Annotated in this window: 12 protein-coding genes; 6 read left to right on the forward strand and 6 right to left on the reverse strand. The window is 68.0% G+C overall.

Going from position 1 to position 13,719, the window contains the following annotated elements; genetic code table 11:
• Positions 1-309: 309 nt before the first annotated feature.
• From P8T65_RS38780 to P8T65_RS38790, 3 genes are all read right to left on the reverse strand, one after another.
• A complete protein-coding gene (locus tag P8T65_RS38780) occupies positions 310-1,002 on the reverse strand; it encodes a hypothetical protein (protein ID WP_316730023.1) in 693 nt (230 codons plus the stop codon).
• A 312-nt stretch (positions 1,003-1,314) separates the two neighbouring features.
• On the reverse strand, positions 1,315-2,253 hold the full coding sequence (locus tag P8T65_RS38785) for a hypothetical protein (RefSeq protein ID WP_316730025.1): 939 nt from the start codon (positions 2,251-2,253) through the stop codon (positions 1,315-1,317).
• A 269-nt stretch (positions 2,254-2,522) separates the two neighbouring features.
• Positions 2,523-3,524 (reverse strand): TIGR00341 family protein, encoded by a 1,002-nt coding sequence (locus P8T65_RS38790; protein WP_316730027.1) that lies wholly within the window; start codon positions 3,522-3,524, stop codon positions 2,523-2,525.
• Positions 3,525-3,899: 375 nt separating this feature from the next.
• Here P8T65_RS38790 and P8T65_RS38795 point away from each other — a divergent pair, with 375 nt between their 5' ends.
• Complete coding sequence (locus tag P8T65_RS38795) at positions 3,900-4,763, forward strand: hypothetical protein (protein ID WP_316730029.1); 864 nt, start codon at positions 3,900-3,902, stop codon at positions 4,761-4,763.
• A gap of 203 nt (positions 4,764-4,966) precedes the next feature.
• On the opposite strand, the gene P8T65_RS38800 is transcribed toward P8T65_RS38795, so the two are convergent.
• Positions 4,967-5,683: an NAD(P)H-binding protein gene (locus tag P8T65_RS38800; protein ID WP_316730031.1), complete on the reverse strand. Its 717-nt coding sequence runs from the start codon at positions 5,681-5,683 to the stop codon at positions 4,967-4,969.
• Positions 5,684-5,749: 66 nt separating this feature from the next.
• Between P8T65_RS38800 and P8T65_RS38805 the strand changes: the two genes are divergently transcribed.
• From P8T65_RS38805 to P8T65_RS47500, 5 genes are all read left to right on the forward strand, one after another.
• Positions 5,750-6,466 carry a TetR/AcrR family transcriptional regulator gene (locus P8T65_RS38805; RefSeq protein ID WP_399101998.1) on the forward strand — a complete coding sequence of 239 codons (717 nt, stop codon included), beginning with the start codon at positions 5,750-5,752 and terminating at the stop codon, positions 6,464-6,466.
• A gap of 195 nt (positions 6,467-6,661) precedes the next feature.
• Positions 6,662-7,585, forward strand: a complete 924-nt coding sequence (locus P8T65_RS38810) for a TnsA-like heteromeric transposase endonuclease subunit (protein ID WP_316730033.1) — start codon at positions 6,662-6,664, stop codon at positions 7,583-7,585.
• 71 nt (positions 7,586-7,656) lie between these two features.
• Positions 7,657-9,645 carry a transposase gene (locus tag P8T65_RS38815; protein ID WP_316730035.1) on the forward strand — a complete coding sequence of 663 codons (1,989 nt, stop codon included), beginning with the start codon at positions 7,657-7,659 and terminating at the stop codon, positions 9,643-9,645.
• Positions 9,642-10,910 (forward strand): TniB family NTP-binding protein, encoded by a 1,269-nt coding sequence (locus P8T65_RS38820; protein ID WP_316730037.1) that lies wholly within the window; start codon positions 9,642-9,644, stop codon positions 10,908-10,910. The genes P8T65_RS38815 and P8T65_RS38820 overlap by 4 nt, the downstream gene beginning before the upstream one ends.
• Before the next feature lie 14 nt (positions 10,911-10,924).
• Complete coding sequence (locus tag P8T65_RS47500; RefSeq protein ID WP_399103348.1) at positions 10,925-12,064, forward strand: TniQ family protein; 1,140 nt, start codon at positions 10,925-10,927, stop codon at positions 12,062-12,064.
• Here P8T65_RS47500 and P8T65_RS38825 read toward each other — a convergent pair whose 3' ends face one another.
• Positions 12,065-12,982, reverse strand: coding sequence for an IS3 family transposase (locus tag P8T65_RS38825; RefSeq protein ID WP_316725936.1), 918 nt, complete (start codon positions 12,980-12,982; stop codon positions 12,065-12,067).
• Positions 12,979-13,287, reverse strand: a complete 309-nt coding sequence (locus tag P8T65_RS38830; RefSeq protein WP_310771210.1) for a transposase — start codon at positions 13,285-13,287, stop codon at positions 12,979-12,981. Before P8T65_RS38830 ends, P8T65_RS38825 begins: the two co-directional genes overlap by 4 nt.
• Positions 13,288-13,719: the final 432 nt, after the last annotated feature.

Here is a 13,719-nt window from a genome sequence, read left to right on the forward strand (position 1 = left end):
GGTACCCCGTCTCGGCCTCCAGCACGTGCGCCGCCCGCAGCCGGGCCCGCTCTAATTGGTCCTTGGTCAAGTCGGCCAGTGTCCTCGGCTGCCGGGCGACCGGCGGCGGGCGCCCTGACACGACTGCCGGAAGAAGCCGCAGGTCAGCATGGTTGATGAGCCAACGGAACGAGCGGGTCTCCGCGCGGCCGTCGTCATTCACGAGGACGAGCCGGCCGAGTTGGCCGTGGACGTCGTCAACCGTCCACTCGACGCCATTGAGCGCGACCCGCCTACCCGGCGCGATCTGCAGGAACCCCCTCGCTGCCATCACACCGCCCAGATCAGTGAGCTGTGGCGCAAGGGACTGCCCAGGTCAACGCCGAGCTCGCGGTGCCAGAGCAGCCGGACGATGTTCGCCCGGCCAACGGAAGGCACGCTGGTCGCCTCCGCCAGGTCGGAGAACGTCATCGCCTGCCCCTGCTGCCCGCTGATAGCGGTGAGCAGCTGCTCGCGCATGCCGAGAAGGTCCCTCGCCGGCCGCCGGCGCGAGGACAGGTGGTCAAGAACGCTCCGGACATGCGGTCGCCAGCCCGCGACCACCGAGTACCGCCAGCCGCAGGCAGCCGCCACTTCCCTGGCCGCCGCGAACTTCAGCGCGTCCTCTTCCTTGATCAGCTCCATAGGGCGGACGTCCAGCAACCACATCCCACCGCCGATCACGGCCAGGAAGTCCGGGATGTGCCAGGCGCGCCCGTCCGCATGCTCGAAGTCCAGCCGGAACGGCTGCGACAGCACTTCCGATGCCCTCAAAAAGTCCAGCGCGACCAGCAGGCTCAGTTCCTTCAGCGACTCGAAGCCATGCTTCCCGCCCGCTGACGCCATCGCCTCCAGGCCGGGGCGGGCTGCTTCGCCCGCCACGTGAACCCCCGCATCGGCCGGGACGACATCACCGGTACGTGAGCCATGTCCCGGACCGGCCAGCAGACCTCGTCGGCGCCCACCTGCCACGTCGAACTCCACCGACGCGGCCAGTCGTCCCCGAGCCGCAGCCGATCCCGCATTCCGGCGTCCCCGTCGTACGCCGTGACAAGGTGGTCCAGCTGACTTGAATCCGAAGGGATCTTCGCTCTCGCTGCCTCGCCCACTCATCCAGAGAAGCACCACTCGACCGGCGACGGGGGCGTTTCGCCGGTACTGCCCGCAACACAGCGTGACGGGACCAAGATTTGCCAACCAGCGTTCTCCATGTGCCAACTAAAACTCTCCGTCGCACCGCCGACTGTGACTGAGCGCTTCAGGTGGCGGGTGAGCGGCTGAGTTGGCGGGGCTGAGTCATTCAATTGGCGAGAGTGCCCCGGCGTCGACCCTGTTGATCAGGTCGTCGGCGTACTCGCCGAGGAGACGCCGGAGGGCCGCGTAGTGCGGACCCGGGTCCGGTCGGCCGACGAGCTGGTGCCAGGTGGTGGGGCGGCGTGCGGCCCATGCCCGCTGGATGTGCTGGGGTTGAGTCTGTTCGAGGGGCCGGGGAGCAAAGAGGTGCTCGCCACCAGTGACACGGGTCCAGATGAAGATGGAGGCGACCTGGCGCTTGCGGTCGTCGAGGACGGGCTGCTTTCCGATGATCCTGGGGAGCTGGGCGGTCACTTCCAGCCAGTCGCTTGGAGGGAGGACCCAATTCCGCAGGACGTCCCGCCGCCGTTGGTAGTCGGGCGGCTGGTCGATGTTCTCGCCCAGGTGCAGGCCGAGTTCGTCCACGGCAATGCGGAAGTCTGTTGGGGCGTCCTTGGCGCCGATCCAGAAGCGGTCGTCGTCTATGCCTCGGGGAACTTTGTCCACTGGGATGCCCAGGAGGAGGGCCGCTTCGCGGGTGTCGCAGCGGGCGGCCCGGCGAACGAGTTGGATGGCCGCGCAACGGCGGACGAGGCGCTCATCGAGGGGGATGCAGGCTGGCCGGATGAAACGTTCGTGCCAGTCCTGTTTCAGGAAGGCCGGGACGTGGTGGGGCGCGAACCCTGGGCCGCGGGGGACGAACCGGTCGGCAGTGGCCGGGGTGGCATTGACCAGCGGTTTCAAGATCTCGCGCAGTTGCTGTGAGCAGGTGTTCTTGTGGCGGTCGTAGAAGCGGAACCAGGACATGCGGCTGTCGTGGGTGTCGAAGGAGACCTCGAACAGACTCATGATCCGCTGCCGGGAGTTCGTGGCGAACAACAGAGAGTCGGCCACGCCGATCAGTGCGCCGCAGACCACGGCATCCGCTGGTGCCGTGGCCACCGGTGTCCCGTGGTGCTGCCGCGCACGCGGCAGCACCACGGGACACCGAGGCCGGGTTACCGAAACAGGACCGTACGGCCCTGGCGGCCACACGCGGTTGCGACCGGCGACGTTCCGGACGGCGCGGCCGAGGCCGGCAAAGTCCCGATCACCATTCCCAGGAGCTGCCGGCTGGTGACGGCGGCCCCGCGGTGCGAGCCGGAGCGCCGGACGAGGCACGACTGGCGTACCCAGGCAGACGATGTGGGACGGCCCGGCCCGGGTGGTGCTCAGCCGCCGACCACTCCGGCGTCGATGCGCCGGCCACGCGACGTGTCCACCACGACGGGGATACCGTCCGGGATCCGCCCTTCGAGCCGGTCGAGCAGGGACTGCACCGGCGGGATGTCTTCGGGGCTGCGGACGTGGACGTACATCGTCCGGGAGGTCGCGTCGACGCTCGTGACGGACGCGCCCGGCACGTCGGCGAGCCACTGCTGTGCCGCGTCCTTGGTCCGTCCGGTCCACGTGTTGAGCAGGAGTGTGATCACGGTGTTGGCCGTCAGCGGAACGAACACGACGGTGAACAGCAGGACCATGGCGGCATAAGTCCTGCGGGCGGGACGTCCGGCTGCCTTGTCGGCCTCCACGCCGTAGCCGAGCGAGGCGAAGAGCACCATGCCCCCGAAGACCAGGGCGAAGAGGTTCGACACGAACAGCACCAGCGCGCCCAGCGCCAGCCATCCCGACAGCTTTCCCAGGCACACCCCTGCCACCACCAGAGGCGGGACGAGGGAGATGGCGATCGCGACTCCGGGCAGCACGGCGGCGACGTCCCGGCGGGCCAGCGCCACCGCGCCGGCGAAACCGGTTGCCAGGGCCGCGACCAAATCCATCAGGCCCGGCGACGTCCGCGACGAGATCTGACTGTTGGACAGCAGGTCGTAGTCGCTGGGCAGAGCCACCGACATGACCATCCCGACCGCGATCACCAGCAGGCACGCAAGGAGGACGACCCTGGCCGATCCGGTACGGCGGCGCTGCACCGACCCCAGGGCGATGCCCATGATGGGCGTGGACAGCGGCGCGATGATCATCGCGCCGATCACGGTCGCCGTCGAGTCCGTGAGCACTCCGCCGGACGCGATGACCGACGACAGCGTCAGCATCGTCCAGAACGCCGAACGCTTGGACGTGGTGTCCCCGGACGACAGGTCCAGATCCTCGGCCAGTTCATCCAGCGAGCGGCGCTGAGAGGCCGGCAGGACACGGGCACGGGCTTTGCCGATCATGCACCCAAACAATCACGATCAGCCCAGTTTCGGCATACAGGACACAGGCATGCGCCTGCGCGAGTCCGTCTCCGGCCAGTGGACCAACAGGGGATGTTCTCCTTGGCCCGCTGAACTCGGCGTCGCTGACATTGACGTCGTCGAACACCTCGAGACCCACGGACCCGGCCGGCGTCGGCAGGTGACGTCCTGCTGCGGATCGGATCCTTCTGCCATACCGGCCAGTACCTATGAACGCTCGGAGGGCCCTTCGGGGCCGTGAGTACGCGCTGTGGTCTCGCTGCGGTAGTTCTCTTCCGGACTCGCGTCGATACGTCCGGGATGAAGGCACTGGCGAGCCGCCCGGAAGCGGGGACGCACTCCTCACTCCCCTTCTTGCAGGACTGGATAGACAAGGCCCCGCAGGGGCACCCGCAGGGGCACCCGCAGCGCGACTACTTTGATCCGGCCAGTGGAAACGGCGCCTCCGACCGCGTCGCCTCCGCCATCGGCACGGCCTTCGAGAACATCATCGACGCCTTGGAGAAGGCGAAGCCCGAGCGGCTCGCCGGCATACGCCACGACTTCCGCAAGGCAGCGACCACCGACGACCTGCTGATTCCGCGGGCGGAGATGGCCGCCGGCGCCAAGCTCGCCCGCGCCGGGATCCCCTTCGACTTCGGCCGGAGCAACGGCGCCACGAAGCCGGACCTGATGCTGCGCGAGATGAACCTCGCCATCGAGGTCAAGGCCCGCCGCCTGGACGGTCTGCGGGACCTGCATGACGAACTCCAGACTGCGCTCGCCGACATCACCCCGTCGGTCCTGGTGGAACTCAGGCCGGACTCCCAGCCCCTCGTGATCAAGAAGGCCGTGCGGGACAAGGTGGTCGAAGAGACCGTCCAGCGGGCGCGCAGCCAGGACTACGGCACCGCGGTGACCACCGTGGAGCAGCCCTGGTCGGCCCGCGAGCGCCTCCTGATCCACGTCGGCCTCTTCCAGGCGCCCGACCTCACGGACGGATCGCGGATCATCGTCGCCGGCGGCTTCTGGGGCGCGGAGCCGGGCCCGCACATGATGGACGTGGAGGACGCGTCCTGGAAGACGACCAGAAGCTCCGTCAGGCCAGTACGAGGCCCACGATCCTCCTCTTTGACGCCGCCCGCACCGGCACGGCGTGGGTCCGCTCCGAGCTGGTCTGGGCACAGCGTCTGGCGATGTGGTTGCCCGCCACCACGCCGTTCGTGGGGGCTGCCGTGATGACCCCGAGGCTCGACGACCCCGACGTGGGCCTCTCCCTGGGGGTACGCGGGAACCTGCCCACCGGGGACCGCGCCGCCGTGGACGAACTGGCCCGCTGCCTTGGACTCGCCGGAGCACGATGCGGCCGCCCCCGGCGCCGTAGCCGAGGCGACGGGGCACCGTTGAACATGGCGTTGCGTGCATGAACATCGGACCCGAGCCTAGGCGTGCCCATGGGGGCCGCCGGTGTGGGCGAGGGCGCTGGGGGCGCGGCGGCCGACGATCGCCGGGGCTTCTTGGACCAGGGCGTCGTCGGTGAGCGCCTCCACCATGAACAGCGCGAAGTCCACACGGCGCGTCAGGTTGCTGGCCAGTACCGGGTCGCCCACGTGCCGGCTCCACACGGGCAGGCCCTGGCTCTCGCCCTCCTCCAGGTCGCTGCCGCGCACCACGGTCCATCGGGTGTCGCTGGCGAACACCCTGCGGCACGCCTCCACCTGGTCGTCGATCTCGACGGCGCGGACGAGCTTGGCCAGAAAGGCGACGACCCGGACGGCCGTCCTGAACATCCACGAGTACCGGTCCTTGCCGTCGCGCGTGATGTGCCAGCCGCAGGAGAAGACCAGGCGCGCGCCTGGCTGTGCGTGGTCGAGCACCGCCTGAGCCGTGCCCGACGAGTACTGCCGCACACCCCACGGCGCCAGCACCGTCAGCACCCCGTCGCACCCCGCGACCGCCCGCCGGATCACCTCCGGGTCGTTCGTGGGGCCGGGCACGATGGTCATCCGGTCCGCGAACGCGGCCAGCTTCGGCACGCTGCGCTCCCGGCACACACCGACCACCTCGTAGCCGCGGTCCAGCGCGTGCCGGACCATGTACTGCCCGAGCTTGCCCGAAGCTCCGACGATGCAGACCTTCTTCACACGATCCGTGCCCATGGCGCAGCCCTTTCGCCGCAGCGTCAACCTTATGTCGTAAGGCACGGTAACCTTATGCCGTAAGGCATGCAAGTGGAGTGGAAGAAGGAGGGGCGGATGCGCGAGGGAGGCAAGGGCCGTCGCGGGGCGTCGGCGCGCACCCCGCTCAGCCGCGAGCGCGTGATCCGCACGGCGGTGACGGTGGCGGACGAGAAGGGGTCGGCCGCACTCACCATGCGGGCCATCGCCGAACCGCTGGGCGTCGAGGCGATGTCGCTCTACCACCACGTCGCGGGACGGGAGGACATCCTCGACGGCATGGTGGACGCGGTGTTCGACGAGATCGAGCTACCGCCGGGCGATACGGACTGGAAGAGCGCCATGCGCCACCGCGCGGCCTCAACCCGCGCCGTGCTGCGACGCCATCCGTGGGCCATCGGCCTAATGGATTCCCGCAGCCGGCCCGGCCCCGCGACCCTGCGCCACCATGACGCCGTCATCGGCGTGCTGCGCGCCGGAGGGTTCTCCGTTCCGATGGCCGCACACGCCTTCTCACTGATCGACAGCTACCTGTACGGCTTCGTGCTCCAGGAGCTGAGTCTGCCGTTCAGCGACTCGGCGGAGCTGGACGAGGTCGCGGGCGCCATCCTTCGGGAGATGCCCGCGAACGCCTACCCCCACCTCGCGGAGCTCGCCGTTGAGCACGTCCTCAAACCCGGCTACGACTACGCCGACGAGTTCACCTTCGGCCTCACCCTCATCCTCGACGCCCTCCACCCGGACGAGACCGCTGGCCCAGATTAGATGGTCCCAACGAGACGTCCAGGCCGTAGCGCCGCTGCCCAGGGCGTCGCCCCGCCACCTCGAGCGCTCGGAGCCGCCAGGCCAAGCACTCAGCCGCCGACTGAAGCGCTCCGTCACAGCCGCTGCTGAGACTGAGCAGCCGATCTGGCGGATGAGTGCCTGACTTGGCGAGGCTGAGCGGTACAGGTGGCGCGCATGGTAGGGGCCACGCCGCTTACCTGCGCCGCTTTGCTGGGAAGTCGTACAGCATCCCGCGCCACGGGCTGTGCTGGAGGCATGAAGGTTTCGGTCCGTACGCCGGATATCGAATCTCGGCCGATGTGGTCGCACAGCTGCACCTTGGACGATCTCGTCGCGCCGTACACCATCGACTCAGCCGTGATGGAGAGGCTGGACACGGGGCCGGACTGGGCCCGGCGGTGGACGGCGAGGTGGAAGACCGCGAGTGCGGACGTGATCTGTCCGGTCCGGGAACTGGCCAGTGTCCCGGCATCCGCATCGGTGCCGGTACGCGGGTTCACCTGGCGGGCGGGGCAGCGACACCGTCCCGGTCTGCAGTACCTGCTGGCCACGGGACGGATGCACGGCTTCGAAAGCCTGGCCGAGCGGAACCTGCTGCTCGCCCTGGACTTCATCGGCGCCGCGACCGAGGTGTTGTCGCAGCCGTTCAAGCTGAAGTTCACCACCGCGGACGGCAGCGAGGACCACACCCCGGATTTCCTTGTGCTGCTGCCCGGGACGGCGGTGGTGGTCGATGTCCGGCCCGCCCATCTGATCAAGGAAAAGGATCTGGTGAAGTTTGCCGCGACGGACCGGGCCGCCAGTGCGGTGGGATGGACCTACCTGGTGGCGTCCGGCTGGCGCCGCCAGGTGCTGACCGCCCTTGACGCCTTGTCCGCACGGCGGCGCCCGATGACCGACCGGCTCGGGCTACAGGACGAACTGCTCGACCAGGTCCACGAGCGGCCGCGGCGGTTCGGCGAATTGGTGGAGGACACCTCGCTGCCGGCGGTGGCCCGCACGCATGCCGTCCATTTGCTCTGGCACCGTCGGCTGGCGATGGACCTGACCCTGCCGCTGGACGATGCCGCGTGGATCTACCCGGTGGGAAGGCCGTGATGAACGGTGGGCGGCAGAGGCCGCGGAGTGAGGATCTTCCCGAGCACGACCTGACGCGGGCCCGGATCCGGATGGCGCATCTGCTGGAGGTGGAGACCGGCTACCGCAGCGGCAGCCGGTCGTGGGCCCGGCCGGGAGAGCCTCGGGGTGAATACGACCCGGAACGGACCACACTGACCGAACGTCGGCGGGCGAAGGTGGCCGAGCTGCAGGGACTCGACCGCCAGGAGGCCAAGCAGCTCGGGCTGGAGTGGATCAGCGAGCGCACGCTTGAGCGCATGGCCGCCAAATACGACGAGCACGGGGTGATGGGGCTGGCGGACGGGCGGTGGACGCCGCCCCTGCGGGGCCGCTGGGCGATCAGCGAGGAGGTCGCCGAGGCGATCCGGGCCGTTCACGCGGAGTCGTTGCACCGCTCGAAGGTGAGCATGAAGACGAAGGAACGGATGATCCACCAGTACGTGCGGGAGAAGTTCGAGGCCAAGGGCAAGGAGGTCGACGTTCCGCACTACACCACGCTGGCGAAGGTGTGGAAGGAGTGGTTCGGCACCGAAGGGGCGAGGCAGCGATACATCCGCTCCGCCGCGGCGGTGGAGACGGGAAAGGCGAAGGTGGTAATCCTCCGGCCGGGGCAGGTGGTCGTGCTGGACACCACGCCGTTGCCGGTGAAAGTCCTCGACGATGTCTTCGGCACTCCGATCTCCGTGCACCTCACCCTCGCTCTGGATGCCTACTCGCATTCGCTGGTCGCTTTCCGCCTCACGCCGGTATCGGACTCCTCGGTGGAGGTGGCGATGCTGCTGAGGGACGTGCTGCTGCCGCTGCCGATGCGCCCGGACTGGGGTGAGGAACTGGAGTGGCCCTACCCCGGTGTTCCGGCCGCACTGGTCGCCGAGTTCGCCGGCTACCGGGTGGCTGGCCTGCCGTTCTTCGCTCCGGAGACAGTGACCAGCGATCACGGCAGCATCTACAAGAACCACCAGATCGTCCACGTCGCCCGCACGTTGAAGATGGAGTTGCTGCCTGCTCGCGCGATGCGCCCGACCGACAAGGCCGCCTGCGAACGCGCGTTCGCAGGTATCCAGTCGCTGCTGCTGGAACTCCTCCTGGGTTACCAGGGTGTCGACGTGGCTGATCGTGGAGTGGACCCGGAAGGGGACGCGGTCTGGACCCTGGCGGAGATGGAGCACTTGCTGGCGACCTGGATCGTCGCGGTGTGGCAAAACCGGAAACTCGACCAGTACGCGCCGGCCTGGGATCCCGGCGGGCGGCACAGTCCGAACACGCTGTTCGCCGCTGCGGCGGCCCGCGACGGGATCAGCCTGGAGATCCCCGAACCGAACCTGTATTTCGAGCTCTTGCCCGCCCACTCCGTGAAGATCGACCGCCGCCGCGGGGTGAAGATCGGCGGACTTTGGTACGGCGGCACCGCCCCAGTCCTGGACCCGTACCGCGGCCAGCGCTCCGCCCGCAGCGGTCGGCACGCAGGCAAGTGGGCCATCAGCCGCGATCCCAGGGACTGCCGATATGTCTACTTCGAGGACCCTGAACAGTCAGGGCTCTGGCACGCCTTGAGCTGGAACGGCCTGCCGCCAGGGGATGACGTCCCGGCCTTTTCCGATGCGCGCGTACGCGAAGTCCTGCGCGAGGCAGTGCGGGCCGGCCTCAAGCCGCGCGACGACAAAGAACTACTGCCGGTACTACTGAAGTTGGTGGCCTCCCGCACACCGGTGACAGCCTGGCCGACCCAGATGACCATCAAGCAGAGGTCCGAGCGGGCCCGAGAGCTGGCACGGGCCCGCTCTGCTGCCTCCGACCGGCCAGCGGCCCCGTTGAGCGAGCTTCCTCCGCCGGCCCGGCCCGCCGACCTGGCCGCCGCCCATCGCCGGGCTGTTACTGCGGACCGGCAGCGACGCCGGGAGGCCGGCGTCTCACAGCCGCCGACAGCGCCGCCCCTGCTGGGCGAGGCACTTCGGGCCCGCAACCTGTTCGTGCTGCCCGACGAGGAGGAAGTTGATAATGCCGGTCAGGCTGAAGAACCGGGCCCGGAGTCCTCGTGAGTACCCAGGGCGGCAGCGGACCTGTCCCTTTCGTGCTGCCGGGGCCTCCGCCGATGCGGGACACGGTGGAGGGCTGGGAGCGCTGGCGCGTCACACGTCGCGACTTCATGCCCGCGCCACGGCTGAGCCTGGCCGAATGGCGGCTGCTGAGCCCCAGGAAGAAGTCCCTGCACGATCTGCACCGGTCGGCCACCCACGCCAATCTGCAATTGCTCCAGACCCCGATGGCCGATGCAGTCACCAAGCTGCTGCACGGACGGGTCATGACCAATGCGCTCAAGCACAAGCCGACGACCCGAGCCGGAGTCATGGTCACGGGCGGGGGCTATCAGGGGAAAACGGAGACGGGTTGCGAGATCCTGGCGACGTTCGAGGACATCTGGCGGGAACTGCACCGTCACCTCAACCCCGATGCCGTCCCTGGGGCCCGCGACCTGCACGTTCCCGTTGCCTACGTGCAGACCCCGGTGACCGCGAAGCCGAAGAGCCTCTGCAAGGCCATCCTCAACTTCTACGGCGCCCAGCTGCACCCGCGCATGGACCTGCCCGACTTGCTCCGGCAGGTCGCCGCCTCTCTGCATGACCATGGAACAAGGGCTCTTCTACTGGACGACATTACGAGGCTCCGCCTCCACCGGGCCGACGACCAGGACACTCTCGACCTGATCCGGGCTTTCATGAGCATGCACGTCACTCTCGTACTCATCGGCGTCGATATCCCCGGATCGGGCCTGCTGCGAGAAGGCCGACATGATCCTGACACGGGCCAGGTGACGTTCCCGCCCGCCCAGCAGAGCAAAGTCCACGGGCGCGAGGCGACCCAGACCGAACGACGCTTCGACCTCGTCGAACTCGACCGTTTCCGCTACGAAACCGACGAGGAGATTGCTGCCTGGATCGACCACCTCACCGGCGTCGAAGACCAGCTCAGGCTACTGAAGGCGCACAGAGGCATGCTTACCGCGGGCCGCATGCCCGAGTACCTCTTCGGGCGCACGAACGGCGTGGTCGGCCTACTGGAACGGCTGGTCGAAGACGGTTGCCAGGAAGCCATTGATTCCGAATTGGAGTGCCTGACCGAACCCCTCCTCGAAGGAATCGCCATCACGCTCGGGGACCCGTCTCGCGATCCCGGCGCTGGAGAGATCCCCGATACTCCACCGACCGGGAGCGATACCGCTGCCAAGGACCGCCCGGTCAAACGCAAGCGTCCCCGGAACACGGTGTTCGACGATCACGGCCCTGCCGCGAGCACAGGAACCTGAGGATCGGAACCGTGATGCACCCACTGCCTCGGAGCCTGGAGCCGATCCCAGAAGAGTCCCTCGTCGGCTACCTGCTGCGGCTCACTCACCGTATTGGCGTCCCACCGTTGCATCTTGTCCGCATGCTCGGCTGGCAGACGGGCTTCTTCGGCAATCGTTTCAGCAGGTCGGTGCTATTCGAACTCGATGATCCTCATATCGCTGATCTTGCTCGGCTGACTCGGCTCACCGCGGAGGAAGCTTCGGATCTAACCCTGTCGTCGTGGAAGGGCCGCTATCCACCGATCCGGCGGTCTCTCGCGAACGGCATCTCATCAGCACGGCCAGACGGATGGTTGTTCCTCAGCAACCCGAGGTTCTGCCCGCGATGTCTGGCAGGCGATGGATCGTCAGCTCAAGAGCTCCACGGAGGGCCGTGGAGGAAGTCCTGGCACCTTCCCATCGTCTTCATATGCGCCGAGCATCGAGCCTTCCTCCAGTCTCGCTGCCCGCAGTGCGAGCATTCCTGGAGCGGCTCGCCCCTGCTGATCCAGCGTCCGAACGACGCCACCCTTCATCCCGCTCAATGCCGACGGACGTTCCCCGACCCGACCGTCCCCAAGCGGAAAACGAGAGCGTGCGGATACCGGCTTGATCAAATACCTCACACCTCCGACACCAGGCCGCAGCCCCCACCGCACCTCATCAGGTTCCAGCAGGACATCCTTCGCCGACTTGACTCCTCCGCCCCGGCTCAGGCTGCCGCCGAGTACTTCACAGATTTGCGGCTGGTGGCCGATTTGCTCAGCGCCTCCTGGCCTCAGGCCCAGGAACTCGTTGACACCGGCCTTGCCGGACATGTGACTGCCCACGTCCACGAACGGGCTGCAGAACACCGCGGCACCAGCAGCAACCCACACCGCTATCAGGTCATCGACGCAGCACCTCGTGACGCGGTTGCATGCGCAGGGCTCCTGCAGGCCGCGCAGAGAGTGCTCGCCGAGAGCGATCTATCCGACACGCTCGCCCCCCTCGTTCAGGCGGCCTTCCGAGAACGGGGAGCCAGGTTCGCCTGGACTACCGCGTTCGCACGACATGAGGACGCTTGTTCCGAACGTATGAGGACCTCCGCTGAGCCTCTCACTGAGGTTCCCCCACTGTGCGGGAGGTGCTGATCAGCTGGTCAGAGTGGGTTGACGGGTGTTCAGGTTCGTCGGTTCGGCCGTCGCCTGCTTGGTGTAGTGCTTCTCCTCGAACTCGATCGGACTGAGCCAGCCGAGCCGTTGCTGGATGCGCCGGGAGTTATAGAAGCCGTCGATGTACTCGAAGAGCGCGAGGTTCGCCTCGGCACGTGTGGCGAAGACGCGACCGCGCACGCACTCCGTCTTGATCAGCATCCACAGGTTCTCCGCGAGCGCGTTGTCGAACGAGTCCCCGACCGACCCCATGGACGCCTGAACTCCCGCTCTCACCAGACGAGTTGTGAGCTTGATAGACGTATATTGACAGCCGTGGTCGGCGTGATGGATCAGCTTGCCGGGCTCGACCTCGCGGGACGCGAGCGCGTACTCCAGCGTGGTCAGCACCAGGTCCGCGTCCGCACGGGCCGAGGTCTCCCAGGCCACCACACGGCGGGAGAACGCGTCCCGGATCGCCGAGAGCCACAACGGGCCCTCGCCGGTCGGGATCATCGTCAGGTCGGTGACCCACAGCCGGTTCGGCCCGGGTGCGGTGAAGTCCCGCTCCACCAGGTCCGGGGCGAGCGTGGCCTTCGGATCCCGGCGCGTGAAGCCCTTCCGCCTCGGGCTCACACCCGCGATGTCGGCCTCGCGCATCAGCCGCTCGACGCGTTTGCGCCCGACGTGGACGCCCTCCCGCTTGAGGACGGCGTGCACGCGCGGTGAGCCGTAGACGCCACCGGAATCCGTGTGGATCTCCTTGATCCGCTCGGTCAGCTCGACGTCACGCTGACGCCGTTCGCACGGCTCGCGCTCGGCGCGGCGCCAGCGGTAGTAGGTGGAGGAGGGGATGTGCAGTTCCCGAAGTACGCACTCGACTCCCAGGCGGGGATGCTCGTCGAGGAGCGCCGTCACCTGGGCCGGGTCGGGTCGAGTTGCGCCGCGAAAAAAGCCGAGGCCGTCCGCAGCACGTCGTTGGCCCGCTTGAGCTGGGCGTTCTCCTTGCGCAGAGCCACCAGCTCGGCCCGCTCGTCGGTGGTGAGCCGATCGTCGCGCTCGCCGGCGTCCGCCTCGGCCTGACGGATCCAGCCGCGCAGGGCCTCCGGGTGCACGCCGAGGTCGACGGCCAGCTTCTTGATCTGCGGCCTCGGCTCCGTAGTGCGATACATCCGCACCGCACGCTCACGCAACTCCAACGAGTACTTCCTGGGTGCAGCCATGGTCGATGCTCCTCTCATGAGAACCATCTGACCCTCTGTCACCTCTTCCCGCATCTCGGGGGAACCTCACACCCGCACGTTTCGCAAGAACGGCGGACCGCAGGGCACTCGCGCCGCAGTCCGCGACGACTACCGGCCCGAGAACATCCCTGCCTATCTGGAGCCAGACTGGTTCGAGCGTCACTTCGCCCACCTGACCGGCGTCCCTCCCAGGACGCTCCGCCGGTCGGCCGCAGTCCGACTCGTTCAGTGGGTCACGGGAGGGTCGATGGGAGCTGCCGCGACCTACCTTGGTATCAACCCTGCGGGCAACCAGTACCAGCCGGTGAACAATGCCCGGGCCTGGCACCGCGAAGGGTTCGTCCCGGCCGACTTCGAAAGGGCACTCCAGTCTCTGGCACAAGAGTTGGGGGCCCCTCGACGCCCGCTTAT

The organism is Streptomyces sp. 11x1, from assembly GCF_032598905.1.
Lineage (GTDB): Bacteria > Actinomycetota > Actinomycetes > Streptomycetales > Streptomycetaceae > Streptomyces.